The organism is Lachnospiraceae bacterium GAM79 (assembly GCA_020735665.1).
In the GTDB taxonomy this organism is placed as follows: Bacteria; Bacillota; Clostridia; order Lachnospirales; family Lachnospiraceae; genus Coprococcus.
On the sequence record CP085928.1, the window covers coordinates 1,956,109 to 1,981,188 of the forward strand.

Sequence of the window (25,080 nt, forward strand, 5' to 3'; positions counted from 1 at the left end):
CTAGTTTGCTGCAAGTTTCTTCTTTTTGAGGAGCTCAAGCTTGCCCTTCTGTCCATCAAGGAGTACCGCACATGCGATGATGAGACCCTTGATGATGAGCTGCCAGTATGATGACACTCCGATAAGGTTAAGACCATTTGAGATGATTCCGATGACCATGGCACCAAATACTGTTCCACTGATCCGTCCTTTACCACCTGTCATAGAGGTTCCGCCAAGTACACAGGCTGCGATGGCATCAAGCTCGTATCCGCTTCCAACTGAAGGCTGGCCTGAGTACATTCTTGAACAGAGTACAAGTCCTGCGAATGCTGAGAGAAGTCCTGATATTGTAAACACTATGATCTCTATCTTCTTGATAGGTACACCTGAAAGTCTTGCGGCCTCGCGGTTACCACCTATCGCGTATACGTATGTTCCGAACTTTGTCTTACTGAGGATGAAGCTGAACAGTATGATGAGCACTACCATGTACACTACCGGAAGTGGAATCACATTGAACAGATATCCTGTACCGATCTCGATAAAGAGCTTGTTTGTGATACGTGTTGACTGTCCACCTGTGTAGACATAAGCTATACCACTTGCTATATTCATCATGGCCATTGTGATGATGAATGCAGGCACCTTGAAATTGGCTACTATGAAACCACTTACAAAGCCAGCCGCTGTGCCGACCAGAAGGCCTGCTGCTATTGCTACGCCGAGAGGAAGTCCCTGATTAACTATAAAACCTACGGTTAGAGTTCCCGACATAGCTACTATCGATCCAACTGACAGGTCAATGTGACCAAGTATGATTATGAGTGTCATTCCAAGTGCTATGTATGTGTTGATCGATATCTGTCTAAGCACTGATATGATGTTGTTGGTCGTTAAAAACTTGTCTGTGGCAAGTGCTACGGCCACACACATGATTATCAGAACCACTATGATTCCTATGTTGCCCTTGACTATGGATGTCAGGGGATTGTTTTTTAATATAGAAGTTGCTTTTGAATTCTTCTTTGTCTCGCCCATATTATTCGATACCTCCTGCAGCGTATTTCATTATCTCTTCCTGTGAGAGCTCGTCCTTTGACAGCTTCTTCACGAGTTTTCCGGCTCTGACCACACATACGTTGTCGCACATGTTGATGATCTCAGGAAGCTCACTGGATACCATGATTATCGCTATGCCTTCCTTTGCCAGTTCATTGATTACTGTGTATATTTCAAATTTTGCATTTACATCAACGCCTCTGGTCGGCTCATCCAGAATGAGCACATCCGGCTTGGTTGCAAGCCATTTGCCCAGAACTACCTTCTGCTGATTTCCACCTGACAGGCTGCCCGCCTCGATCTCAGGTGACGCCGCCTTGATCCGCAACCGCTTTGAATAATGGTCTATGACCTCACCGCGCTTTTTCTCGCTTATGGCGATTCCATTCATATAGAATCTGAGGGATGAGAGTGTTAGGTTGAACGCCACGCTGTTGCCGAGCACCAGTCCCTGCTTCTTTCTGTCCTCAGGAACCAGGGCTACGCCTGACTTGATCGCCTGCATCGGATTCTTGAAGTGTACCAGCTTTCCGCCGAGTATCACCTCGCCTGATGTAGGCTGTGTGGCACCAAATACCGCCTCCATGATCTCGCTTCGTCCGGCACCGACCAGACCTGAGAATCCCAGGATCTCACCCTTGTGTACCGAAAAACTTATATCTTCAAAGACACCTGTCTGTGAAAGGTTCTTTACCTCCAGAGCAACCTCTGCCTTGTCCATGTCACAGTAATCCCTGGCATAGAAGCTCTCCAGATCTCTTCCTACCATCATCGCAACCAGCTCATTCGGGTTGGTCTCAGATGTCTTTTTTGTTCCTACGTATGCACCATCCCTGATGACGGTAACTCTGTCAGATATCCTGAAGAGCTCCTCCATTCTGTGGGAGATGTAGATTATACTTACCTGTTTCTTTCTGAGATTCTCAATGATCTCAAATAACTGCTCCACCTCTTCATTTGAGAGTGATGAGGTAGGCTCATCCATAACTATGATCTTACCGTTGAATGAGACCGCCTTGACGATCTCCACCATCTGCTGCTGTGCGATGGTCAGATTCTCTACTATCGTGTCTGCTTTTATATTCACACCGAGGGACGATATCATCTCCTCTGCTCTTCTGTTCATCTCTGCAAAGTCCAGCGTTCCAAGCTTTGTCCTTATCTCTCTGCCGAGAAACAAATTCTGTGCCACCGAAAGATATGGAACAAGTACGATTTCCTGATGTATTATTCCTATACCATTTTCTCTGGCAGCCGGAACTCCGTTGATCTTGACCTCCTTGCCATTTACCTTGATGATTCCGCTGTCGGGCTGGTAAATTCCGCCGAGGACCTTGATCAGTGTGGACTTTCCTGCACCATTCTCACCGAGCAGTGCATGTACCTCTCCCAGCTCAAGGGAAAAGTCGATGCCACTTAAAGCATATATTCCGGAGAAGCTTTTCTTTATCCCTATCATTTCCAGAACTGTCTGTCCCATATTAAACCTCCAAGTTTCTAAAATAAATCTTTTGTTATCCTGCTTTTTCGGGATCTCGGCCGGAGATCTAAGATCCCCGGTCTCTCCCGTGTTATATACACCTACGTTGTGTCATGTATGTCCAGCCGGGGGCAGCCCCGTGCTGTTACTGCCAATCGTTAACTGTCTTCTCAGCCTCATCCTTAAGTACGAGGTGTGAGTCAAGATATACCTTCTTCTCGTCGATCGTTGTATCTCCGCCCACATACTTCTGTGCTGCGTTGAATGCGTACTCAGCAATCTGTACAGGAACCTGACATGCAACTGCTGTGAACTCGCCGTCGAGGAGTGCCTGCTTGCCATCTGGTGAAGCATCGATACTGTATACACCAATCTGACCTGTCTTGTTGGCTGCCTTAACTGCTGCTGCTGCGCCAAGTGCTGAAGGATCATTGATACAGAAGAATGCCTGAAGATCTGTGTTTGCTGTGATGATATCCTCTGCAAGGCTCATTGATGCATCAAGTGCTGCCTCGCCATCCTGCTGTGCTACGATGTTGAACTTATCCTTGTTATCACCGAGTCCGTCAAGGAAACCATTTACACGGTCTACACAACTCTCATTTGATGGGAAGTCAAGGATCGCAATGTCTGCTCCGTCCGGATAATCCTTAGCCATCTGCTCACCGACAAGCTGTCCTGCCATGTAAGCATTTGTTCCAACGAACTGTGTTACGAAGTTCTCTATGTCATCCTCGATAACTGCTGTATCTACATTGAAGATTGGGATTCCTGCATCCTTGATCTCTGCAAGACCTGATGTGATACCTGCTGAATCAACCGGGATGATGAACACTGCGTCGTATCCACTATTTGCCACGTCTGATAACTGGCTGAGCTGTGTGTTCAGATCGTAGTCAGGATCAAGACATGTATATGATATTCCGTTCGCATCGCAGAGCTCCTTGAGCTTGGCATCAATTGAACTCTGGAATGTATTGTTGAGTGTGTTTGTACAAAATGCAAATGACAGGTCAGATGACTTTGTGCTCTCCTGCTTTGTACCTGAATCAGATGAACCGTTGCCCGAAGTGTTTCCTGATCCACAACCTGCCAGTAAACTGAGTGACATGCACAGGCATGCTCCAACTGCTAATAATTTTTTAAATTTTCTCATAATTTTTACCTCCACTATCATGTATTTTCTTTGCTAACTCGTTGTCGAAAAACTGTTCTTAACCGATTTATTTACGTAAATTTTAAACTGTTTTTCGTCCCTTGCATGTTTTGATGATATAACTTTTGTCGGTTATTGTCAATATCAAGTGTTTTATTTATTGTTTATTCGTCATTTTGCACAAATAAAACTCTATTGTATTATATGGTTCGCGGGTCTTTTGTCGTTTTTTACGTAAATATTTTACCAGATGTCATGCTTATGGGATTTGTAGTGTATGATTGACACCCGTTACTTGTCACCTTGTCTCTTGTGTATAAACGCAAAAAATCCGCCAGAAAGATACAATTTTCTCTCTAACGGATTCTTTTTTAGATAAAAAGATACAGTTTCTAACTCTGTCCGACACAGACTAACTAAAGATGTCATATCACCTCAATCTGTCCGGCACGAACTAACTAAAGATGTCATGTCACCTCAATCTGTCCGGCATGGACTCATGGAAGATTTCCTTCCATGCAAGCCTGAGCTGTTTTGGCTCAACCTGATACGGCTGAACTCCCACATACTTTGGAAGCTGTTCTTCACTTACCAGGGACTTGGCAACAACTGCCGCGGCCGCTCTTCCCTGCTCGTATGGTCTCTGCGTGCTGAGTCCCTTGACGATTCCTTCCTCCATGCACCTGGCAATTCCATGATCAAGGTCCGTGGTGAACACCGCCACATCCTCCCTGCCAAGCTCCTTGAGTGCCTTTATAACCAGAAGTGCCGGGCGATCCCAGCTCACATACATTGCCTCAATTTCAGGATTGGCAGTTATCACGTCCTGGGCTACCTGATATGCATTGGATATCTCTCCAAAACTCCTGATCGTAACTATGTCAATATCAGGATAACTGTCCTTGATTATCCTCTCAGCGGCGTTATCCCTGACTCTTGTTCCATAGAATGCCGCACCATGAATAATGAAACCTGCCTTTTTTTTCTTGTTCTCCTTGCAGTATTCCCCCAGCATTCTTCCCGTGTTCGTTCCATTCTCCGACTCATTTACTGATACACAGGACACATAGCTGTTCTTGGACATGCCATCCGGAACATTGCTTATGAACACCAGCTTTGACACTTTGGAAAGTTCCTGAAACTTCTCTCTGGTACGGCTGTCATCCGCCGGAATAGCTATAACTGCGTCCGGCTTCTGAAGTCTTATTCCATCAAGCTGCGCATTCTGCAGTTCCGAGTCAAAGTGCGCATCCATAACCGACACCACATCTATCCCGAACTGCTCAAGCTCCTCACAGATACCCTTCTCATGAAGCTCAGCCCATGACGTACCTGTGTAATGGAATGATATGGCAACTCTGAAATGTCCTGCCTTCAGCCTCTGTTTTTCCTCCTTCGTCAGCACCACGGAATCAGGGGCAGCTGCCTTATCTCCAAATGGTCCATTATCCAGCATCTTGGTGGATTTCCTGACAACCAGTTCCACATCGGCATAGCAGTCATGGGATATGACCGCACCTGTGTTGATCTTCTCAAAAAGCATTCCAACTGCCTTGGTGCTTAACCCCTTCACATCTCTTCTGATTATGGTAAGCGGAGGATATGTAAGTTCTGACCAGCTCTCATCACCAAACCCAACCACAGATATCTCTCCCGGACAGTCGATTCCCATATCTCTCAGTGTCTTCATGAGGTAGAGCGTTATTCTGTTGCCCCCCGCAAGAACTGCGGTCGGCCTGTATCTGCGGAGCGCCTTCTGGATGACGAGCATACAGTCATCCTCGCCATTTTCCAGTGTCACATCCACTATATTCGCATCGTTTGTATTTATATTGTATTTCTGCAGAGCACTCAGGAAACCTTTTGTTCTCTCATCCCTGGTGGTACTGTCCGTACTCTCTCTGAAAAACAAAACATTCTTGTGTCCACTCGCGAGCAGATAATCTGCGCCCTTAAATATAGCCTCCCTGTCTCGGAACTCAACTGAGTCTATCCCTGATCCAAGTATATTTCTCTCCACGCAGACAAATGGAACGCCTGACTGTATAAGCTTTGTGTAGTTGGTTGCCACATCACTCACCGGCGCATGTATGATACCGGCAACCTTCTTGTTGACCAGAAGTCCGGCAAGCACCTGTGTCTCCTCCTTAAAATCATTGTCTGTTATCGCCACAAGGAACTGATATCCCTGTACACTGACAAGTTGCTCCACATAAGCTACCATATCTCTGTATATCGTACTTTCAATGTTCGGAATGACTGCAACGATCGTAGACTCTCGGCCAACCAGCAGTTTTCTCTCCTTATCTGCTATCTTATTCTGATATCCCGTCTCTACAATAATCTTCTCTATCTTATCCACAAGCTCAGGTCTTACATACCTTGTCCTGTTGATAACATGGGAAACTGTAGCTATGGACACCCCTGCCTTATCCGCAATCTCTTTTATTGTAACCTTTGACTTGCCCATATCTCGTTCTTTCTCCTTTATCACAGATATAACTCTGGCTTCCGTACATTGCCACTGGCAACGTCCTTTTCCGATATTATAATCTACTTTTCTATGTTTGTGCAACCACTGTCATCATCCAGACTGCCGGCTCTGTTGGAGGGCTACTGGCTCTGCGATGGCTACTGGCACCATGCAGTTGCCGGCTCCACCATTACATAAAACAGCACAAATTTTTCGCAAAATGCAGAAATGCAGATAAAAACGCCAAGTTATTTCCTGGTATTTCCCGGGTCCCGGGGGGGCAGATACTTAGTTCTGCCAGTTGATGTTCTCCCCCTGCAGCAATGGATATCTGGCAAGTTCTGTGCCGTCCTGCCCATATATCTGAATTCAAACGGATAATTTCTCGGAGTCACGGTGATCTCATCGCCGTACGAGAATTCATAATCCAGCGTTCTTCCAAAATAGAAATTCTTTGTCTTATATGTCGCCGCTGTACACATATTTTGTCTTCTTTCCAATCTCCTCAGATAATTTATATCATCAGTTCAAAGCCATAACAGCTCTTTTCAAATCCATAGTGTTCGTAGAAGCCATGTGCCCCTGTCCGCGGAAGACCGGAATCAAGGGTGACAGCCTTGCACCCCCTCTGCTTTGCAAGCTTCTTTGCATGATCCAGGAGTGCCACACCATAGCCATTTCCGCGGTCCTCCTCTCTTGTTATAAGGCTTGACACATAGCATGTGAGTCCCGACATCCAGAATGTATTGAAATAGTCTCCATGGCACATGCCCCTGCAAACGCCTTCATCCCATAATAAAAATGCAAAGCTGCGTTCGTCATTTATGACGTCCATATATACTTTGCGTATTTCTTCCCTGTCATATGTATTATATGTCCATAATTTCTCTATAAAATCAAATACAATATCAAAATCCTCTGCTGCCGCTTTTCTGATCTCCATAATTATATTCTCCTTTCACGCTGAGTTTCAGACCACTTAAACTGACTTTGCACCATCAACTAAATTACAACCAATGCTTACATTATAAAATATCAAAGTGATTATTAACAGACCGCCACCCATAAATTTATTATAAAATATCCCAGAAAATACTTGGGCAATACTTACATGACTTTTTGTCACATTTTCCTAATTTATTTAGTATAATGTAAATGTTTCGGGCTGACTTTGGTCACATTTATGACGCACAGCATATATCAAATAATATCGGGTGCTTTGCATTTGCCGGCACCTAAAATATGGAGAGAATCTTGACAGTGTTTCCACATCGTCCATATTTATCTCACCATTATTTACAAAGTCAGCCGACATAACCTCCTTGCCCTTACCATCGTAAAGTACAAGTGTCTTGGTCATTTCCTTCTGCTCCTCAAGTACCTGTTCGGAAGCCATCTTCAGTAATGCTGCCACCTGATCTATGCTTTTCACTTCACAGAATGCAGTATGCGTGATGGAACCATCTGCCCTCGTTACCTTTTTCATATCCACCGGAATATGACTTTTCTTACAGGCTTTCTCTAAAAGCTCCGCTGTTCTCTCATCATTCACATCAATATGCGTGACATCTTTGCCCTCTCTATTGAATCCCTTTAATGAGCCATGCGTTTCCTTATAATTCGACATTACCTTATCGACAACCTTGCCGAGCAATGTCTCCTTCTGTTCCTCGCTCATACCAGGATTCTGCTGTTCAGACCGCTTGCACGCATCTACAATGGCAGTAATCAGATCTACGCTGACAGTCACAATCGCCTTTCCTGTCTGGAACGACTCCTGCGTCAATTCATCGACCATTGTTCTGTCCTCCTGTTATATATTTTCCTGCTGCTTCTGTCTGTGGGTGCTCTCACCCATAAGATACACATTTTACTGCACATCTCGTGTTCCTCCTTGATTTCCTCTATCTGAACTTCTGGACAAAATGTCCTAAAGTTACATTCATATCCATTGCCCAACGGGCACAAAAAAAGAGCATCTATGTTTCAATCACATAAATGCTCTAACGCTGTTGTTTATAATAATATGTAATATCGGTTGAAACTGCATTACTACTAGCTAGTATACCATAAACATACTGTTTTAGTAAGAAATGTCCTATTTCATCCATGTATGCATATTGTCAAGTGTATGTGTCATATTTTATATTCAAAATAAAAAAAGCTGCTACTCTCTAAAAAATAACAGCCTTTCTTACTATATCAGCCTTTTGGAATTTGACCATCGACATACAGAATGTGATTAACTAACCGCTATGTGAGATATTTTAAAGTTCCCATAATCTGTTCATCTTGATCTTCTACCTCATCATTGTGTTGTTCTGTAACCTTAATATGTATAAATGCTTTTAGCATTTCCATAATCCATGCAGGTTACAATATGCATATACTTCTTCTACCTGTTCACCATCGCAAAGACAAAAATCTGCTGCCGGCTCCTGCCCTGGATTTAACTGTTTTCTATATATTCCCTGGTTTGTATTTAATGTAATCCACTCAATGAAATGCTCTTCAAGCATTGGATGTTTTGTCTCTCCGACCACGACATGAACATGACTGCCTTCTATCGTATATACAGGTACATGCTTCTCGACAGCAGCATCTGTCACTCCGGCTTTTAATTCCTGCATAGGTTCTCCGCAACAAATTACAGGTACACCCTTATCCTTTACCTTTTCAACAATGTTTCCACAATGCTTACAAATATAATACCTTACTTCCATGACTTTTTCTCCTTCCATGTGTAAAATTTATAATTCAATTGTCTCCATAATCTTTTTCAATGAATCTGCAGATTCCTTAAGCTTTAACGCTTCCTCGCCACTTAAATTAATAGGTATATCAGACTCAATACCATCTGCACCTACAATAGCTGGCATACTTAACGATACTCCGTCAATGTCATATACTCCATGAATCATGTGTGATACAGGAAGTATTGATTTTTCATCTCTCATAATCACTTCGCAGATTCTTTTTACAGACATTGCAATTCCATAATATGTAGCGTGCTTTTTGTTTATAATCTCATAAGCACTGTTCTTGACTTCTGTAGCTATTTCTGCCGTGTTTTCCTTGTGCTTGTAATGTCCACGCATTTCACACATTTCACTTAATGGAACACCAGATACATTGGCTGATGACCATGCTACAACTTCGCTGTCTCCATGCTCACCTATTATAAATGCATGAACACTCCTGCTGTCCACAGATAAATGCTCACCAAGCTTATATCTTAATCTGGCACTATCTAACACAGTACCCGATCCAATAACCCTGTTTTCTGGAAGTCCTGATAACTTTATGGCTACCTGAGTCAGGATATCTACCGGATTCGCAACTACAAGCATGATACCTGCAAAATTTCTCTTTGCTATTTCAGGAATGATTGACTTAAATATTGCTACATTTTTATTTACGAGATCAAGCCTTGTCTCTCCCGGTTTCTGTCCCGCTCCGGCAGATATGACAACAATTGCAGCATCAGCCACATCATCATAATCTCCGGCATATATTTTCATCGGACTCGCAAATGGAATACCATGACTGATATCCATCGCTTCTCCTTCTGCCTTGTTCTTATCTGCATCGATAAGGACAATCTCTGTAAACAAGCCACTCTGCATCAGAGCAAATACCGATGCAGAACCAACAAAGCCACAGCCTATCATTACTGCTTTTTTTGAATTAATCACTTTCTTCTTCGTAATAATCTCATCTCCTTAATAATTCTCTTCATGTACTTCAAAATAGCTCTGTGGATGATTACATACCGGACATACTTCAGGTGCCTTAGTTCCTACCACAATATGTCCGCAGTTACGGCATTCCCATACCTTAACTTCGCTCTTTTCAAATACTTGTGCAGTTTCAATATTCTTAAGAAGTGCACGATATCTTTCCTCATGGTGCTTCTCAATCTCACCTACTGCCCTGAATTTTGCTGCAAGCTCAGGGAATCCTTCTTCCTCAGCTGTTTTAGCAAAGCCATTATACATATCTGTCCACTCATAATTTTCGCCTTCTGCCGCTGCCGCCAGGTTTTCCTTTGTATCACCAATTCCTGCTAATTCCTTGAACCACATCTTTGCATGTTCTTTCTCATTATCTGCAGTCTTTAAAAACAATGCTGACATCTGCTCGTAACCTTCCTTTTTCGCTACAGATGCAAAATAGGTATACTTATTTCTTGCCTGTGATTCCCCTGCAAATGCCTCCTGTAAATTCTTCTCTGTCTGTGTTCCTGCATATTTGTTTTCTGCCATCTCTTTTACCTCCGTTTTCTTTACTACTTTTTCAAAATCTGATGCCGGGTGCTTGCACAAAGGACATATAAAGTCATCCGGTAATTCCTCGCCTACATATTCATATCCGCAAATTCTGCAACGCCATATTGTCTGACCATCCTCTGTTTTTCCAACCTCCTGTGGCTTAGGCTTAATATTATTCTGATAATAATCATATGTTACTGAAGGAACATTGCTTAAAACTTCCATATCGGTTATCTCACCAATAAACATCGTATGTGAACCCAAGTCCTCTGTTTTAGTAACTGTCACAGAAATGTATGCATTTGTACCTTCTGTAATATAATAAATACCATTCGTGCCTCTGGCACACTGCTCAAATGTTTCAAACTTATTGGTATCTCTTCCTGATTGGAAGCCAAAATGTTTGAACAATTCAAATTGTGCCTTCTGACTTAAGACTGATACAGTAAATTTTCCGGTTCTTTGAATCATATCATGCGTATAATTTGACTTATTTACACAGATACTTAGCTGGTTTGGTTCCGAAGCTGCCTGAATGGCTGTATTAATGATGCATCCGTTATCTTTTTCTGCTTCTTTAGCGGTCAATATAAACAGTCCATAACTCAACTTATACATTGCTTTCCTATCCATGCTGTTCCTCCTTTACCTTCTCCCTGCATTTCGGGCAAATGCCTTTAAATGAAATATCGTAATCCACAAATTCAATTCCATGAGTGTTATGAATTCTTTCCAGCAAATCCGGTATTTGATCCATATCCACATCAAAAATTTCACCGCACTTTATACATCTTACATGGTAATGATTTTTCAATGTAAAATCAAATCGGTTCGGTCCATTCAGAACTTCAACCTTTCTTAATGCACCTTCCTCTACCAATATATCAAGATTTCTATATACAGTTCCTTTTCCAATTGATGGATATGCTTCTTTTATAAATTCATACACTTCATTTGCCGTAACGTGTCTTCTCATTTCGTATACGGTATTTCTTACGAGATCTTTTTGAATGGTATTTCTCCTTCTTGTCATTCATTCTCCTTATTGGGAATAATTCTTAATAAGGATTATATGCCACTATCATCCTGTTGTCAATAAAAATAGTAATAATTCTCATTATTATAAAAGCTGCCAAACTGAACATCTTTTACCTGAATAACTATTTTATTTTGCGTTCAAATACATATTCTGAATCTGAAGATAAATCAGACCTAAACGAGTATCCGAGTCTGTCAAATTTCTGAATCTCCACCAGATTTTCAATATTATTTTCCGCTATGAATCTGACCATTTCACCACGAGCCATCTTGGCATAGGTACCTTTTGTTACCAATTTATCTCCGGATAACTCACAAAATACAATCGTAATATATCTGTCCTGTGGTGTCAGATACTTTTCTATACATTTTGAGTATTCTTTTGATGCAAGATTAATGATAATCCTACTGTCATCGATTACTGAGCGGTATAACAATTCCCCCCAGTACTCATACAGATTTTTTGCATCTCCAATTCCAACCTTTGCCTGCATTTCAAGACGATAAGGAGTCACACCATCCATTGGTTTTAAAATGCCATAAAACGCAGACAAGATTCTTAAATGATTTTGCAAATACTCAAACTGCTGGATTTCAAACACAGATGGTGCCATATATTGAAATGCAATCCCTTCATATGCTAAAACAGCCGGAGTAAGCCCGTTATAAAGATTCATATTTTCCAATCTGTTAAAGTTCTGCTCTGCAATCTTGTCATTACATTTCCAGATAGCTTTCAGTTCTTCTTTTGATTTGCTTTTCATCCAGTTTAATACTTCTGCTGTCTTATCAATATAGACAGGCAGTCCAACCGGTGCTAAGTTATCGGTATCTACTATCATCTTTTTTGCAGGTGATAAAATAATCTTCATTATGCCAATTCCTTAAGCATATTTTCAGGATCATCTGCCGCCTTGACTTTATCATTTGCCTTTATAATGATTCCCTGCTCATCAATAAGATAAGTAGTTCTTACTACACCCATAGATACTTTTCCATAATTTTTCTTTTCTTTCCAGACATCATATGCTTCAATAACTTTACGATCCGGGTCTGCTAATAGCGTAAATGCCAGTCCGTATTTTTCTTCAAATCTCTTGTGAGACGCTACAGAGTCCTTGCTCACTCCGAGAATAACAGCTCCCTTCTCATTAAACTGTGGATAACGCTCAGAAAAGCCACATGCCTGCTTCGTACATCCTGGTGTATTATCCTTTGGATAAAAATATAGGATCACTTTTTTTCCTGCATAATCGCTTAATTTATGCATTTCTCCATTCTGATCCGGCAATTCAAAGTCCGGTGCTTTTTTTCCTACTTCTAACATATTTTATTCCTCCACTTCTTTCATTCCCATCTGTTTTCTTGTCCTCTTATTGCCAGAAATCATTTTATGACCAGAATAGACTGCCATAATCAAGCATATCAGAGAGCCAAATGCAAAGTATTTGTGTGCTGCTTTTAACCCTTTATATCCTGTATAAAAAGTTCCAACCATTGTAACTATTGCTCCGATTGACCAATATTTATGTGCTTTCATTTTATACCTCCAAATTGATTAAGCTGTTTCCAAAATAAATATCTCTGGATCATTAACAATATTGTACATTCCATCCATTACTTTCGACAAGTAGTGAAAGAAAAATAATCATTCCAAATACAAAAGGATGTATCACGATAATTCTGGCATTACCTTGACGCATCCTTTCGTGTTGTATTTTTTTCTTCTTAATGACAGCTATGGCTTCCGCATCCATGCTCACCACACGTATGTCCTTCCTCATGGTTGTGCTCATGGTGAGAACACTTCACATCCGAATTATAATCAAGCGTATCATTGATAAAAGCTTCTACTGCTTTATCCGCATCTCCTGAAACTCCGCCAAAAAGCTTAATACCCGCTGCCGCTAACGCAGTCTGAGCACCCCCTCCGATTCCGCCGCAGATCAAAACATCGGCATTTAATGCATTAAGAACTCCTGCCAATGCACCATGTCCGCTTCCATTCGTATCTACTACTTCTGAATGTAGCACTTTTCCTTCCTCTACATCGTAAATCTTAAATGTCTCTGTGTGTCCAAAGTGTTGGAAAATCTGTCCATTTTCATATGTTACTGCTATTCTCATGATACCTTCTCCTTTTTCTACTGCATATTTTTGATAAATCTCATGATTGTAACATCCTCCAAAGCTACAGTCGCTGCTCTGACCGTCACAGATTATGAAATCCCCACCCTCAATTTTAAGCGGATGTCCATCAATGAGAGCATCTGCTATTTTCTTTCTGGCAATCTCGTAAATCCGTTGGACCGTCGTTCTTGCGATCTGCATAGATTCCGCACACTGCTCCTGACTGTAACCTTTCTTGTCCAAAAGACGGATTGTCTCGTACTCATCTACCGTCAGAACAATGGGCATTTTTTTCTCAGTATCATCTGCCGGAAGGAATTCTAAAACATTTGGGAAATGGCAGACTTTTCTGCATTTTACTGGTCTCGGCATGAAATTGCTCCTTTCTCGCCTTTCTTATATAATAGTCCTATAAAGGGCATATGTCAATTATTCGATTGACGCATCTTAAAAAAGCAAGTATACTATGTTCATAAAGGAGATAACTATTATGAGCTTCGAAAATTATTTTCCACTATGGAATGACTTAAATACAGCACAGAAAAAACTAATTTCAGACAATTTGATCACACAGCATGTGAAAAAAGGAACAATCATTCACAACGGGAACATGGATTGTACCGGATTATTACTGGTTAAATCCGGGCAGCTTCGAACTTATATATTATCAGATGAAGGACGAGAGATTACACTCTACCGTCTGTTCGATATGGATATATGTCTTTTATCTGCCTCATGTATCATACGATCCATTCAATTTGAAGTAACCATTGAGGCAGAAAAAGATACTGATCTTTGGATCATCCCTGCTGAAATCTATAAGGGCATCATGAATGAATCTGCTCCTGTCGCAAACTATACCAATGAGTTAATGGCTACTCGTTTTTCTGATGTCATGTGGCTGATTGAACAAATCATGTGGAAGAGTTTGGATAAGCGTGTTGCTTCATTTCTTTTAGAAGAGACCTCTATCGAAGAAACAAATGAATTGAAAATCACTCACGAAACTATCGCCAACCATCTTGGTTCCCACAGGGAAGTTATCACTCGAATGCTTCGATACTTTCAAGGCGAGGGTCTCGTCAAACTCTCCCGGGGCAAAATCACAATCCTTGATCCAAAAAGACTGGAAACACTCCAAAGGTCATAAAACTGTTTTTCTGTAACATATAAAGAAGAATCCTCCATTTATCAGAATTATGAAAGTCATTCTAATAAATGGGGGATCTTTTTATGCTATAAGAAAATTATAAAAATATCGTGATTATTTTTTAATAATCCATACCACATGCATATGCCCTTTCAATCAGCGCACGGTCATTGACCACTGCATCATAGAATCGGAATCCGCCAGAGAAATTATACGTTTCATAACCGTTTCCTTCCAGAATACGGCTCGCAATATAACTGCGCAGACCACTCTGGCATATCAGATACACAGGCTTTCCTTTCTCAATTTCACTAATTCGTTCTCTCAGTTCATCTACAGGTATGTTTTTGAATCCATCTATATGCCCCCTGCTGAATTCACCTACAGTTCTCACATCTAGCAACTCCACATCTTTATCTTTAGAAATCTTGTCCATATCTTCCAAATGCCATTGCTTTAATGTCCCTTTTGCAATATTGTCTATCATAAATCCAGCCATGTTTACCGGATCCTTAGCAGAAGAATAAGGTGGTGCATATGCCAGATCCAGATCTTTCAACTGGGTTGCATTCAGCCCCGCATGAATTGCTGTTGCCAGCACATCAATACGTTTATCAACTCCTTCATATCCAATAATCTGAGCGCCAAGCAAACGATAGCTTTCTTTTTCAAAAACCACCTTCATGGTCATCACTTTTCCACCAGGATAGTAACCGGCATGACTCATAGGAGAAAGAATTACTGTATCTACCTCTAATCCTGACTTTTTGGCATTGGTTTCATTGATACCTGTAGTGGCTGCTATCATATCAAACACTTTTATAACGGAGCTTCCCTGACTGCCCAGGTAACGACTATCACCGCCACAAATATTATCAGCGATGATTCTGCCCTGTTTATTGGCCGGTCCTGCCAAAGAAATCAGCGCATCATTACCCGTAACATAATGTTTTACCTGAACTGCATCACCTGCAGCATAAATATCCGGTACAGAGGTTTCCATTCTGTCATTCACTACAATACTTTCCTTGATGCCAAGTTCCAGACCGGCTTCTTTTGCTAATACTGTGTCTGGTGTGACTCCGATTGCCAGAACTACCATATCAGCCTGAAGGGATGGATTATCTTTCAACAGAACCTCCACTCCGTTGTCATTTCCTTTAAATCCTTCTACTGTATAGCCCAGTATCAGTTTTATCCCATGCTTTCTCATTTCATTATGGATCATGGATGCCATATCCGGGTCAAAAGGGTTCATCAGCTGCTTAGGCCCCTGGACAATCGTAACATCCATGCCAAGCTCCCTCAAATTTTCTGCCAGTTCCAGACCAATAAAACCGCCACCTGCCAATACAGCCGATTTTGGATGATTCTTATTTATATATTCCTTTATCCGAAAAGTGTCTTCTACAGTACGAAGTGTAAAAAGTTTATCAATACCTACTCCGGGAAGTCTCGGCTGTGTAGGCTTTGCACCTGGAGATAGGATTAGCTTATCATAGTTTTCTTCAAATATTTCACCGTTTTCTAAATTCTTCACTGAAACAGTTTTACATTCGGGATGTATTGAGATAACTTCATGATGAATTTTCATGTTAATACGGAAGCGTTTAAAAAAACTCTCTGGTGTCTGTAGTGTAAGTGCTTCCGGATCTGTAATCACGTCTCCAATATAATATGGAAGCCCACAATTCGCATAGGATATGTATCCGGATCTTTCATACACAGTAATTTCTGCATGTTCATCCAGTCTGCGTATTCTTGCTGCGGCTGTAGCTCCTCCTGCTACACCTCCTACGATTATTACCTTCATCTTATTTTTCCACCTTTCCTGAGTAAGCTGCAATGCCACCGATATTATTTACTTTAGAATATCCCATTCGTTGCAACATCCCAGTTGCCTGACGGCTCCGGGAACCGGAATAACAGTATACAAACAGAGGGATATCCTTATTCTTCGCTACAGAAACAATATTGTCTAGTTGCTGCAACGGCACATTTTTACTTTCTGGTATATGTCCTTCCTGATATTCCTGCGGAGTACGGACATCCAGCAGAACTGCACCAGCAGTCCTTTTATATCCTTCTATGCCTTGATTAATATTCGACTGTTTAAAGAAATTAAAAAATCCCATTAGCACACCTCTCTAAAGCATTTCTAAAATCGCATTCTTAGATCTCGCCCCTGAAACCTGCTGTACAATCTTCCCATTCTTCATAACCACTAAAGTCGGAATGCTCATAATACTGAACTTATTTGCCAGTTCAGGCTCTTCATCTACATTAATCTTTCCAACTTTAATATCCCTACGCTCACCTGCAATCTCCTCTACAATAGGTACTACCATACGGCAAGGCGCACACCAAGATGCCCAAAAATCTAAAAGAACGGTTTTATCGGAATTCAGTACTTCGTTCTCAAAATTATTTTTATTGATATTAATAGCAGACATTTTACAGTCCTCCTTATCTTTTTCTTTTTGTAGCTTTATTATAGTCTTAATTTCATTTGTTTTCCGTGATTACATCACCATACAACATTAAATTAACTTCTTGCCATACCATCTACACTTAATATAACACCTGTAATGTAACTCGCCTCATCTGAAGCAAGAAACACAAACGCATTGGCAATATCTTCTGGCTGTCCAAGACGACGCAATGGAATTCTTTCAATCATAGGTTCGATAACTTCCTTTGGCACAGCTTTCATCATATCAGTTTCTGTAATCCCAGGTGCAACAGCATTAACACGAATACCTTTGCTGGGATAAGGTCCTTAAGTTTTGGTACAAGAAGCGCACCAATCAGCATAACACCGGCACCCGCCATAAACTGTTTCATACCAAAATAGGTGTAAAACTCTGCTCGATGGCGGGCGGCGGCGTGTCAAGAAATTTATGGAATTTTTTTAGAACCGCCCCGGCGGGAACAGGTCAGGCCGTGACCTGTTCCACCTCCGGGATGGGTTTGAGATTAAAATGAATTTCAATAGAAATGTGTCGTGTCTTATCGCTGTCGATGTGTTCATGGACAACGATTTCTTTAATCAGACGGTTGAGGGTGGCAGCGTCCAGCTCCGTGATGTCGGCGTATTCCTGAATGGCGTCCACCCATTGCTTGGCGTCCACGGCAAGGCGGATTTCATCAGCCAGCTTCCTGCGCCCCTGTTCAACCCGTTCCTTTAGTTCAGCCTGTTCCTTCTGCGTCTTATCCAGCATGAGATTGAAGTTTGCTTCGCTGATACGTCCGGCAACCATGTCCTCATAGAGCCGCAGCACCATTTTTTCCAGTACCTCAATCCGTTCCTCGTGCTTCGTCAGGGAACGCTCCAACGCTTCCCGCTGGCCTTTCTGCTCGGCTTCACAGGTGTTGGTAAGCCGTCCGGCAACAGCTTCCCCGTCCATCAGGGCGGCCTTCGCACATTCCCGGATTTTGTTCAGCACAAGGCGGTAAAGGGTTTCGTACTCCACACGGTGCTGGGTACAGTGCTGTTTCCCATAGGCATTATAGGTCTTACAGGAATAAATCTGCTTCGGGTGCTTGTCGTTGGTGTAGCGGATAGTCAGTGATTTCCCACACTCGCCACATTTGAGAAGCCCCGCAAACAGGCTGATTTCCCCGGTCTGGCGGGAACGCTGCCGGGATTTCAGCTTGTCCTGCACGATGTCAAAGCTCTTGCGGTCAACAATCGGCTCATGCCGTTCCTCCACCACAATCCAGTCCTGCGGCTTTTTTTCCCCGATGGTGCCGATTTTGAAGCGGTAGTCCTTCTTCTGGGAAGCGATAGCCCCGGTATAGACGGGATTCATCAGGATGTCCTTGATTACCGAAAAATCCCACATATACCGCCCGTTTACCGGGTCTTTCTTTTCCCATTTAGTGCGGACATTGCGGAAGCCCCGTTCCCGGTTCCACCATGTAGGGCAAGGCACCTTCTGTTCTTCCAGCCTGCGCCGGATAAAGTTCGGGCCGTGTCCTTCCAGCGCCCAGCGGAAGATTTGCCGGACAATGGGGGCGGTTTCCTCGTCCACCAGCAGATGGTTTTTGTCCTCCGGGTCTTTCTGATACCCGAAAGGGGCGATACAGCCGGTAAACTGGCCTTGCTGGGCTTTCAGAAGGTAAGAGGAATGTACCTTCTTGGAAATATCCTTGCTGTACATCTCGTTGAGGATGTTCTTGAACGGCGCAATGTCGTTATTCTCCCGCATGGTGTCGATACCGTCATTCATGGCGATATAGCGGACGCCGTGGCGGGGAAAGAAGTCCTCAATGAGTGTGCCGGTCTGCAAATAATTTCTGCCCAACCTCGATAAATCTTTCGTTATGACAAGGTTTATCTGCCTGCGCTCGATGGCTTTGAGCATCCGTTTCAGGTCGGGGCGCTCCATGTTCAGCCCCGTGTAGCCATCGTCCTGATAGACTGCCACAACCTCCCATCCCTGCTTTTCGCAGTATTTTTCCAGCATATCCCGCTGGTTGGCAATACTGGCGCTCTCCCCGTCAAGGTCATCGTCTTTGGAAAGCCTGCAATAGATGGCTGCCCGGAAGCTGCCTGCCAGTATTGCGTCCATGTCTGTATATTCATATCCGTTCATCATAACCGTTTACCCGCACAATCCAGACGGAACACGGTTCTTCTGAACCTCATCCTTATTATACTCTAAATCTTGTGTTTTCGCAAGATTTTCTTTGCTGGTATTCTGCCCATATTTTTGGGCAATCAGGCTCACAAAGACGTCTGTGGCGTCCAGTTCGCCGTCAAAAACTGTGGTAACATGAATCTCTGTTTTCGTTTTTGCCATAGGCAGTTATCCTCCATAATAGAATAAGCCAGACAAGGAGAAGGTCGGCAACGAAGTCCGGCAACGGGCTTCAAAAAACCTGAAAACTATCTCTGTCTGGCAGTTTGGCTCTTATTTTTATTTTCTTTTATTTTTCTGTTGTTTTGGTTGCTGATAAGGGGAAAAGCCCGCAGTTACGGGGGGTTTCCCGGCAACCGGCTCGGCAACGGGAGTGCAACAGGGTCGGCAACCGGCTGCATTTTTCAGAAGGGAAGCTCCATCTGTTCCGTGACTTCCTCAAATCCTTCCGGGATTTTTTCAGCTCCGTTGCTGATGTCCGTTGCTTTCGTTTCACGCTCCCAGCCCTTTTGCCTGCCGTATTCCGGGAACACACGGGGGTTGGAAAAGTAATTCCAGCCCGTCACGCAATGGTTCATGATGTCGTTGACTTCCCGGATTTCCCATTGCTTCGGCTCGTCAAAGGGGTGGTTCAGGGCTTCCTTGAAAAGCTGCTTGGAACACACCATGCCGCCGGTATAGCGGTCAAGGTATGCCTGTATCATCCCGGCCTTGGTGTCCTCCGGCATGAAATCCCGCTGGTGTTCTTTGAGATAGCGCACCATTTCCGGGCTGAAAGACAGCTTAAAATCCCCGCTGCGGTAAACCGTCATGGCTTCTGCCCAGACCTGTGCAAGATAGGCTCTGGAAGCGGCTTCGTCCTCCAAAATGTGAACCTCGGCCTGTTCCGGGTACACCATGACCGGCAGGAAGCGCCGGTTGCCGGAACGGTCAAGGGGCAGGAAGTCAAGGGCATTGGAAGTGCCGCCGAACACACATTGCCGCAGCCTGTCCTCCGGGTGGGTTTCGTATGGGATTTTATAGACCTCCTTCTGTCGGCTTAAAAATGACTTGATTTCCTCAATGCTCTTGGCATTGGCGGTGGCAATCATCTCCGACATCTCGATAATCCAGTGGCCTTGCAGCTTGCGGTACACGTTATCATCATCCAGCTTCCGCAAATCATCGGAAAACCACTCGTCTTTTACTGCCAGCAGCCGGAAAAAGGTGGATTTCCCGGCTCCCTGACCGCCCACCAGACAGAGCATGACTTCAAATTTACAGCCGGGGCAAAATGCCCGGTGGATGGCTCCCAGCAGGAACAGCCGCAGGGCTTCATAGGTGTACTGGTCGGTGTCGGCTCCCAGAAAGTGGCGCAGGCAATAGCGGATACGCTCCTGCCCATCCCATGAAAGGCCGTTCAGGTAGTCCCGGACGGGGTGGTAGCCGTTTTCATTGGCAACAATCCCGATGGCGGCGGTAATCTTTTTCTCACTGGTAAGCCCATAGGTTTCTTCCAGATACAGGAGCAGATAGTTCATATCCGTGTCCGTGATGGCGGTGCCGATGCGGTGGTAGCCGATGGGCTTTACAATGTCCACTCGCTCGGTCAGCAGATTTTTTGCGATTGCCCCGGAAAGCAGCGGGTCATTCTGAAAGACGGTCAGGCAGTTGCGGATACTGTTGCGGACGCTGCCTTTCTCGGTGCTTTCCAGCATGGCCTTTACTTCCTCAATGCTCCGGGGCGGGGCTGCTTCTTGTATGGTCTGTTCTGCGGCCTGCCGTATCTTGGGCGGCAAGCTCTGCCATTCGTCTTTCAAGATTGCTCACTTCCTTTCCATAGTCAACGATAAGGACTGCCCGTTCCTCCATATCCGGGGAGAGCAGCACATCCAGCAGATATTCCACATGGGATTGCTTCTGCAAGGCTTCCACAAAAAGCGGGTGCCATGCTTCTTCCGGCATCTTAGGGGCATAGTCCCGTTTCCAGCGGCGCAGAAGATGGTAATAATCGGACAGCACCCGGAAGCAGTAACGCTCCATGCGGCAAAACCGCTGTTCCGGGGTTTCCTGCCGGGGTTTGGGTTTTCTCCTGCCGGGTGGTTCCCTGTCCTCATAGGGGATGGAGAACTCCTGCGCCAGCATGAGGGCGGCTTCCTTCGGACTGACAGCTTCCAGACGGGAAACAAAGTCAATCACATCCCCGTCTGCCTGACAGCCGAAACAGTGAAAGCGCCGGTCAACCTTCATGCTGGGGTTTTTATCAGCATGGAAGGGGCAGACACACATCCCGTTTCGTCCCACCCGGATTCCAAAATGCTCCGCAGCCTGCCGGGTGGTAACAGACTGCTTGACAGCTTTAAATACATTCAAATAAATCCTCCTGAAAATAAGAAAAGCGCCTGTCATTCTCGAAAAAGAAAATAGCAAGCGCCTATTAAAGTTCCATATCCTGTTTTTTCTCTGTGCGGGGCTGCTTCCGTTTCTCGGCCTGTTCTTCCCGGATACGCTGCGTCCGGCCTTTGACTGCCTGCTGGATGGACGGTTTCTTTCCCGGCTCGGCGGTCTGGCGGTACTGTTCAGACGGAAGAACCTGATTGAGCCAGTGACGCACATCCCGGAGAATCTTCACATCCTCCTGTAATGCGGACAACCGTTCCTTATATCCGGCAACTTCTCCGGCAAGCTGTGTCTGTTCCTCATTCAGCTTTTTAATGCTGTACTTCTTCTCCTTCAAATGCACCTTGAAATAACGGATAGCGGCATTATAGGCGTCCAGCTCGTCCCGATGGGCGGCGGCAAACTGTTCCCGTGGCTTCTTAAACCGGATGGCAGCATACTCCACATGAACCGGCTTATGGGCTTCAAAGTTGGCGATATGGGAAAGCAGGGTGTTGATTTCTTTCATACGCTGTTCTTTCGGCTTCATCTCTGCCCGGATGGAAACGGCCTGCCCGCTGACGGTATCCAGATAAGCGTCCAAACTCTGCACAGTGGACAGCTCCTTTTCCCGCAGATAGCGGATAGCTTCCATAACCTTGTTGAAATCGGCAACGCTGCCTGTAAGCTGGCCTTTGCTTGTCCAGCCTGTACGTTCCTCCCGGCGCAAATCCAGATATTTCCCCAGCAGCTCCGGCAGGGTGGGTTCCTTCGATTCCTGCAAGGCTTCCAGCAGGGCGGCTTTTTTCTCCTTCAGGTCTGCAATCCAGCCTTTCAGGTGGCGTACCATCTGCCGGATAGATTGCATAAGGGAATTGGCGGCTTTGATGTCCCGGTTCAAGTTGCCGATGTTGGTCTGTATCCCTCGTTTCTCCATCTGGCTGACTGCTGGCCCCATATGGACGGTGGGGATTTTATCAAGCCCCTGCCGTTCATAGGAACGAAGGTCAAGGCGCTCCGGGCGTCCGTTGGCTTCCAGATAGCGGTTAGCGGTAGCCGCCCAGCCCTGCCGCCAGATCTCTCCGTACTTCTGGTCGTTCCAGTCCACGGTATCCTCCTTGTGGCTTTTCCAGCTCCCGGACGGGAGCCGGATACGCTCGCCGTTCTCGTCAAGGTCATAAACCTTCCGGCTCTTGGGAAGCCATTTCCCGTTTTCGTCCATTGCCCGCATGGTCAGCAGGATGTGGGCGTGGGGATTCCCATTCCCTTTGTCGTGGATGGCAAAATCGGCAATCATGCCTTTAGAAACAAAAAACTCCCGGCAGTAGTCCCGGATAAGGTCGGCGTGCTGTTCCGGGGGGATTTCCCTCGGTATGGCAAGCACGATTCTCCGGGCAAGCTGGGAGTTCCATTGCTTCTCGATAGCTTCGGCGGCGTTCCACAAAGTATTGCGGTCTGCATACGCTGGTGGGGCGTGGGGCGGCAGCATGATTTCTGTATGGACAATCTCGCTTTTATGGGAATAGTATTTCTGCTTCTGGTCGTACTCGGAAAACAGCCGTTCCCCACTCTGGTAGGCGGCAGACGCAACGGCTGACTGGTGGTTGCTGCGCTGGATTATTTTTATATCATGGTGTGGACAGGGCATAGCGTTCCTCCTTCCTGTGGTTGATTTTGGGCAAAAGAAAAGCAGGAAACCGTTTCTGATTTCCTGCTTAGTGGTGTCGCTGGTAGGCGATTAGTATTCAGTTTTGAAGGTTCGGGTCAGGTTGGCTCGATGATGGAAAGCTGTCTAATAGCTTAAAAGTTTTTGTTCGCAAATTTACTTGTAATTCCAGTTTCTGTTTTATAAAATCCAAAAATCAGAAAAATAATTCCAACAACTACTCCTGCAAATACGGTAGTCTGTGTAGAAATATTAAGAAGAAGTAAGGATATACACAAAACGATTTCTACCAAACCTAATGTTTTGCCAATACCAATAAAAATATTAGGTGCTATGCTTTGTGCATAATCCCAATGCTCTTGTGACTTCCGAGATGTAGGCGTATTGTATCCGTTACCGGATGTCATATCTTTTACCGGGTGCTTCTTTAAGATATATCCTACAAAAACCATAACAAAGGGTATGATGAAATTCAAAGCAATCAATCCATACATAAAACCATCTCCTTAGATAGTGTTCGTCATTAGCTTTATTATACTACGGGCAGTCCTGTTTTGGAATAGATAAATTGTAAACTTGCTGGACGGGAACAGCTTGCAGCGCAAGGTGTTCCCGGGCGGCAAGTCCACAAAGGGGTAGCTGGCGCAGCCAGCGCAGGGGAAGTGTAGCGTCCCCTGTGATGATTGGAAGCAGCCGCAACGGTGCTGAAAATCATCCGCTTTCCGCAGGAAGCCCCCGGCAGGGCGCAACGCACCGGCTTGACCGGTGTATAGTTGCGCCCTTACTCCGTAAGGGATTCCCCGGCTACCCGCCCTTTCACGCTTTCTGCAACTATTTCCTTCATGCCACTTTGAGAAAATGCCTGTTTCAGAATGTCCATCACATCCTCGTCTGTCAGCACTTCCGGCCTTAAAAGGAAACTTTCCAGCATAGCTCCTCTGGTACAGAGCCGGTGCGTCCGTTCCTTCCGGGTAAGCTGCTTCACCTGGTGTTCCAGTATTTTTTCTTCATGCTGCGCCCGCCGCAGTCTGGCTTCGCCTTTGGCAATCTCCTGATTCAGCTTTTCCAGCTTCTCATTTATCATGGCAGCCCTCCTTTGGGAAGCAGCGTGTAAATGCGGTTTGGTTCTCCCACACCCCGGCGCACCCGCAGGATAAGCCCGATGTCCTCCAATTCTTTCAGGGAACGCTTCACAGTGACGGGGCTGCGGGAGAGGGCTGCCGCTAATTCCATGATAGGAAAACGGACAAACAAAATGCCGTTGCTATCCTCTATCCCTGCCGTAAGGGTGGTGTTCAGCAGACGGGCATACATGACTTTTGCTGTGCTGCTGATCGGCAGCCGAAGCATTGCGGCGGGTAGCGGCATACAAGGCGGCAGAACCGTGTCTGCGCTCATAAATTCAAATTCCATTTAACTGATTTTCTCCTTTCGCTTGGCTCGTTTTGACAGGTAATGGGGGCAGTCTATCACGACAGCCCGGAAACTCTGCTTGCACTTATGCTGGCACTTCCGGCACAGGTCGTTGTAGGCCACACGCCCCCGGTCATTGAGGAAGAAGGAAAGCTCCAACTTCCGTTTCTTGCTCATTCTCGGCATAGTGCCTCCTATCATAGAAAATCCGCCCATTTCAGCCGTAACAACGGGAACAGGCGGATAAAGGTTTTTGGTGTC

27 protein-coding genes and 3 pseudogenes are annotated in these 25,080 nt (G+C 44.6%); 1 reads left to right on the top strand and 29 read right to left on the bottom strand.

The window, feature by feature from the left end:
- From rbsC to LK416_08750, 16 genes and pseudogenes are all read right to left on the bottom strand, one after another.
- Positions 1-1,020 carry a ribose ABC transporter permease gene (rbsC, locus tag LK416_08675; GenBank protein UEA73761.1) on the bottom strand — a complete coding sequence of 340 codons (1,020 nt, stop codon included), beginning with the start codon at positions 1,018-1,020 and terminating at the stop codon, positions 1-3.
- A 1-nt stretch (position 1,021) separates the two neighbouring features.
- Positions 1,022-2,521, bottom strand: a complete 1,500-nt coding sequence (locus tag LK416_08680; protein ID UEA73762.1) for a sugar ABC transporter ATP-binding protein — start codon at positions 2,519-2,521, stop codon at positions 1,022-1,024.
- 145 nt (positions 2,522-2,666) lie between these two features.
- The gene (locus LK416_08685; protein ID UEA73763.1) at positions 2,667-3,677 is read right to left on the bottom strand and encodes a sugar ABC transporter substrate-binding protein; all 1,011 of its coding nucleotides are present in this window, start codon (positions 3,675-3,677) and stop codon (positions 2,667-2,669) included.
- 472 nt (positions 3,678-4,149) lie between these two features.
- Positions 4,150-6,252: a LacI family DNA-binding transcriptional regulator gene (locus LK416_08690; protein ID UEA73764.1), complete on the bottom strand. Its 2,103-nt coding sequence runs from the start codon at positions 6,250-6,252 to the stop codon at positions 4,150-4,152.
- A 263-nt stretch (positions 6,253-6,515) separates the two neighbouring features.
- Positions 6,516-6,632: pseudogene (locus LK416_08695) on the bottom strand (linear amide C-N hydrolase).
- A 32-nt stretch (positions 6,633-6,664) separates the two neighbouring features.
- The gene (locus LK416_08700; GenBank protein ID UEA73765.1) at positions 6,665-7,093 is read right to left on the bottom strand and encodes a GNAT family N-acetyltransferase; all 429 of its coding nucleotides are present in this window, start codon (positions 7,091-7,093) and stop codon (positions 6,665-6,667) included.
- Positions 7,094-7,291: 198 nt separating this feature from the next.
- A complete protein-coding gene (locus tag LK416_08705; GenBank protein UEA73766.1) occupies positions 7,292-7,948 on the bottom strand; it encodes a hypothetical protein in 657 nt (218 codons plus the stop codon).
- Between the two features lie 550 nt (positions 7,949-8,498).
- Positions 8,499-8,873 (bottom strand): desulfoferrodoxin Dfx, encoded by a 375-nt coding sequence (locus LK416_08710; protein ID UEA73767.1) that lies wholly within the window; start codon positions 8,871-8,873, stop codon positions 8,499-8,501.
- Positions 8,874-8,900: 27 nt separating this feature from the next.
- Entirely contained in the window at positions 8,901-9,845 is a 945-nt protein-coding gene (locus LK416_08715) for an L-lactate dehydrogenase (GenBank protein UEA73768.1), read from the bottom strand.
- Between the two features lie 27 nt (positions 9,846-9,872).
- Positions 9,873-10,415, bottom strand: a complete 543-nt coding sequence (locus LK416_08720; GenBank protein ID UEA75895.1) for a rubrerythrin family protein — start codon at positions 10,413-10,415, stop codon at positions 9,873-9,875.
- A gap of 204 nt (positions 10,416-10,619) precedes the next feature.
- Positions 10,620-11,039: pseudogene (locus tag LK416_08725) on the bottom strand (flavin reductase family protein).
- 7 nt (positions 11,040-11,046) lie between these two features.
- Complete coding sequence (locus LK416_08730) at positions 11,047-11,454, bottom strand: transcriptional repressor (protein UEA73769.1); 408 nt, start codon at positions 11,452-11,454, stop codon at positions 11,047-11,049.
- A 127-nt stretch (positions 11,455-11,581) separates the two neighbouring features.
- Positions 11,582-12,331 (bottom strand): peroxide stress protein YaaA, encoded by a 750-nt coding sequence (gene yaaA / locus LK416_08735; protein ID UEA73770.1) that lies wholly within the window; start codon positions 12,329-12,331, stop codon positions 11,582-11,584.
- Positions 12,331-12,786 (bottom strand): thioredoxin-dependent thiol peroxidase, encoded by a 456-nt coding sequence (bcp, locus tag LK416_08740; protein UEA73771.1) that lies wholly within the window; start codon positions 12,784-12,786, stop codon positions 12,331-12,333. Before bcp ends, yaaA begins: the two co-directional genes overlap by 1 nt.
- A gap of 3 nt (positions 12,787-12,789) precedes the next feature.
- On the bottom strand, positions 12,790-12,999 hold the full coding sequence (locus LK416_08745; protein UEA73772.1) for a DUF6219 family protein: 210 nt from the start codon (positions 12,997-12,999) through the stop codon (positions 12,790-12,792).
- Between the two features lie 188 nt (positions 13,000-13,187).
- Positions 13,188-13,961 carry a DUF134 domain-containing protein gene (locus LK416_08750; protein UEA73773.1) on the bottom strand — a complete coding sequence of 258 codons (774 nt, stop codon included), beginning with the start codon at positions 13,959-13,961 and terminating at the stop codon, positions 13,188-13,190.
- Positions 13,962-14,079: 118 nt separating this feature from the next.
- On the opposite strand from LK416_08750, the gene LK416_08755 reads away from it, so the two are divergent.
- Positions 14,080-14,739, top strand: a complete 660-nt coding sequence (locus LK416_08755) for a Crp/Fnr family transcriptional regulator (protein UEA73774.1) — start codon at positions 14,080-14,082, stop codon at positions 14,737-14,739.
- 121 nt (positions 14,740-14,860) lie between these two features.
- On the opposite strand, the gene LK416_08760 is transcribed toward LK416_08755, so the two are convergent.
- The 13 genes and pseudogenes from LK416_08760 to LK416_08820 all read right to left on the bottom strand — a co-directional run bounded on the left by LK416_08760 (position 14,861) and on the right by LK416_08820 (position 25,005).
- Positions 14,861-16,552 (bottom strand): FAD-dependent oxidoreductase, encoded by a 1,692-nt coding sequence (locus LK416_08760; GenBank protein ID UEA73775.1) that lies wholly within the window; start codon positions 16,550-16,552, stop codon positions 14,861-14,863.
- A gap of 1 nt (position 16,553) precedes the next feature.
- Positions 16,554-16,874, bottom strand: a complete 321-nt coding sequence (locus LK416_08765; GenBank protein ID UEA73776.1) for a rhodanese-like domain-containing protein — start codon at positions 16,872-16,874, stop codon at positions 16,554-16,556.
- 12 nt (positions 16,875-16,886) lie between these two features.
- On the bottom strand, positions 16,887-17,192 hold the full coding sequence (trxA, locus tag LK416_08770; protein ID UEA73777.1) for a thioredoxin: 306 nt from the start codon (positions 17,190-17,192) through the stop codon (positions 16,887-16,889).
- Positions 17,193-17,284: 92 nt separating this feature from the next.
- A pseudogene (locus tag LK416_08775) lies at positions 17,285-17,503 on the bottom strand (SDR family oxidoreductase).
- 172 nt (positions 17,504-17,675) lie between these two features.
- Positions 17,676-19,340, bottom strand: coding sequence for a recombinase family protein (locus LK416_08780; GenBank protein UEA73778.1), 1,665 nt, complete (start codon positions 19,338-19,340; stop codon positions 17,676-17,678).
- Positions 19,341-19,346: 6 nt separating this feature from the next.
- Entirely contained in the window at positions 19,347-19,544 is a 198-nt protein-coding gene (locus LK416_08785) for a hypothetical protein (protein UEA73779.1), read from the bottom strand.
- 242 nt (positions 19,545-19,786) lie between these two features.
- Entirely contained in the window at positions 19,787-21,079 is a 1,293-nt protein-coding gene (locus tag LK416_08790; protein ID UEA75896.1) for a virulence-associated E family protein, read from the bottom strand.
- A 13-nt stretch (positions 21,080-21,092) separates the two neighbouring features.
- Complete coding sequence (locus LK416_08795; GenBank protein UEA73780.1) at positions 21,093-21,734, bottom strand: CHC2 zinc finger domain-containing protein; 642 nt, start codon at positions 21,732-21,734, stop codon at positions 21,093-21,095.
- A gap of 64 nt (positions 21,735-21,798) precedes the next feature.
- Positions 21,799-23,388, bottom strand: a complete 1,590-nt coding sequence (locus tag LK416_08800; GenBank protein ID UEA73781.1) for a MobA/MobL family protein — start codon at positions 23,386-23,388, stop codon at positions 21,799-21,801.
- 152 nt (positions 23,389-23,540) lie between these two features.
- The gene (locus tag LK416_08805) at positions 23,541-23,900 is read right to left on the bottom strand and encodes an SdpI family protein (protein UEA73782.1); all 360 of its coding nucleotides are present in this window, start codon (positions 23,898-23,900) and stop codon (positions 23,541-23,543) included.
- Positions 23,901-24,187: 287 nt separating this feature from the next.
- A complete protein-coding gene (locus LK416_08810) occupies positions 24,188-24,490 on the bottom strand; it encodes a DUF3847 domain-containing protein (protein UEA73783.1) in 303 nt (100 codons plus the stop codon).
- Entirely contained in the window at positions 24,487-24,819 is a 333-nt protein-coding gene (locus LK416_08815; GenBank protein ID UEA73784.1) for a DeoR family transcriptional regulator, read from the bottom strand. Before LK416_08815 ends, LK416_08810 begins: the two co-directional genes overlap by 4 nt.
- A complete protein-coding gene (locus LK416_08820; protein ID UEA73785.1) occupies positions 24,820-25,005 on the bottom strand; it encodes a hypothetical protein in 186 nt (61 codons plus the stop codon).
- Positions 25,006-25,080 lie beyond the last annotated feature (75 nt).

Excerpts from the sequence above, each read along its gene's own strand:
- bcp (UEA73771.1), bottom strand. The coding sequence starts at position 12,786 with ATGTTAGAAGTAGGAAAAAAAGCACCGGACTTTGAATTGCCGGATCAG.
- trxA (UEA73777.1), bottom strand. The coding sequence starts at position 17,192 with ATGTCTGCTATTAATATCAATAAAAATAATTTTGAGAACGAAGTACTG.
- LK416_08720 (UEA75895.1), bottom strand. The coding sequence starts at position 10,415 with ATGGCAGAAAACAAATATGCAGGAACACAGACAGAGAAGAATTTACAG.
- LK416_08700 (UEA73765.1), bottom strand. The coding sequence starts at position 7,093 with ATGGAGATCAGAAAAGCGGCAGCAGAGGATTTTGATATTGTATTTGAT.
- LK416_08785 (UEA73779.1), bottom strand. The coding sequence starts at position 19,544 with ATGGCAAAAACGAAAACAGAGATTCATGTTACCACAGTTTTTGACGGC.
- LK416_08815 (UEA73784.1), bottom strand. The coding sequence starts at position 24,819 with ATGGAATTTGAATTTATGAGCGCAGACACGGTTCTGCCGCCTTGTATG.
- LK416_08755 (UEA73774.1), top strand. The coding sequence starts at position 14,080 with ATGAGCTTCGAAAATTATTTTCCACTATGGAATGACTTAAATACAGCA.
- rbsC (UEA73761.1), bottom strand. The coding sequence starts at position 1,020 with ATGGGCGAGACAAAGAAGAATTCAAAAGCAACTTCTATATTAAAAAAC.
- LK416_08800 (UEA73781.1), bottom strand. The coding sequence starts at position 23,388 with ATGCCCTGTCCACACCATGATATAAAAATAATCCAGCGCAGCAACCAC.
- LK416_08820 (UEA73785.1), bottom strand. The coding sequence starts at position 25,005 with ATGCCGAGAATGAGCAAGAAACGGAAGTTGGAGCTTTCCTTCTTCCTC.
- LK416_08685 (UEA73763.1), bottom strand. The coding sequence starts at position 3,677 with ATGAGAAAATTTAAAAAATTATTAGCAGTTGGAGCATGCCTGTGCATG.
- LK416_08780 (UEA73778.1), bottom strand. The coding sequence starts at position 19,340 with ATGATGAACGGATATGAATATACAGACATGGACGCAATACTGGCAGGC.
- LK416_08790 (UEA75896.1), bottom strand. The coding sequence starts at position 21,079 with ATGCTGGAAAGCACCGAGAAAGGCAGCGTCCGCAACAGTATCCGCAAC.
- LK416_08750 (UEA73773.1), bottom strand. The coding sequence starts at position 13,961 with ATGCCGAGACCAGTAAAATGCAGAAAAGTCTGCCATTTCCCAAATGTT.
- LK416_08745 (UEA73772.1), bottom strand. The coding sequence starts at position 12,999 with ATGAAAGCACATAAATATTGGTCAATCGGAGCAATAGTTACAATGGTT.
- LK416_08760 (UEA73775.1), bottom strand. The coding sequence starts at position 16,552 with ATGAAGGTAATAATCGTAGGAGGTGTAGCAGGAGGAGCTACAGCCGCA.
- LK416_08710 (UEA73767.1), bottom strand. The coding sequence starts at position 8,873 with ATGGAAGTAAGGTATTATATTTGTAAGCATTGTGGAAACATTGTTGAA.
- LK416_08730 (UEA73769.1), bottom strand. The coding sequence starts at position 11,454 with ATGACAAGAAGGAGAAATACCATTCAAAAAGATCTCGTAAGAAATACC.
- LK416_08705 (UEA73766.1), bottom strand. The coding sequence starts at position 7,948 with ATGGTCGATGAATTGACGCAGGAGTCGTTCCAGACAGGAAAGGCGATT.
- LK416_08805 (UEA73782.1), bottom strand. The coding sequence starts at position 23,900 with ATGTATGGATTGATTGCTTTGAATTTCATCATACCCTTTGTTATGGTT.
- LK416_08810 (UEA73783.1), bottom strand. The coding sequence starts at position 24,490 with ATGATAAATGAGAAGCTGGAAAAGCTGAATCAGGAGATTGCCAAAGGC.
- LK416_08680 (UEA73762.1), bottom strand. The coding sequence starts at position 2,521 with ATGGGACAGACAGTTCTGGAAATGATAGGGATAAAGAAAAGCTTCTCC.
- LK416_08765 (UEA73776.1), bottom strand. The coding sequence starts at position 16,874 with ATGGGATTTTTTAATTTCTTTAAACAGTCGAATATTAATCAAGGCATA.
- yaaA (UEA73770.1), bottom strand. The coding sequence starts at position 12,331 with ATGAAGATTATTTTATCACCTGCAAAAAAGATGATAGTAGATACCGAT.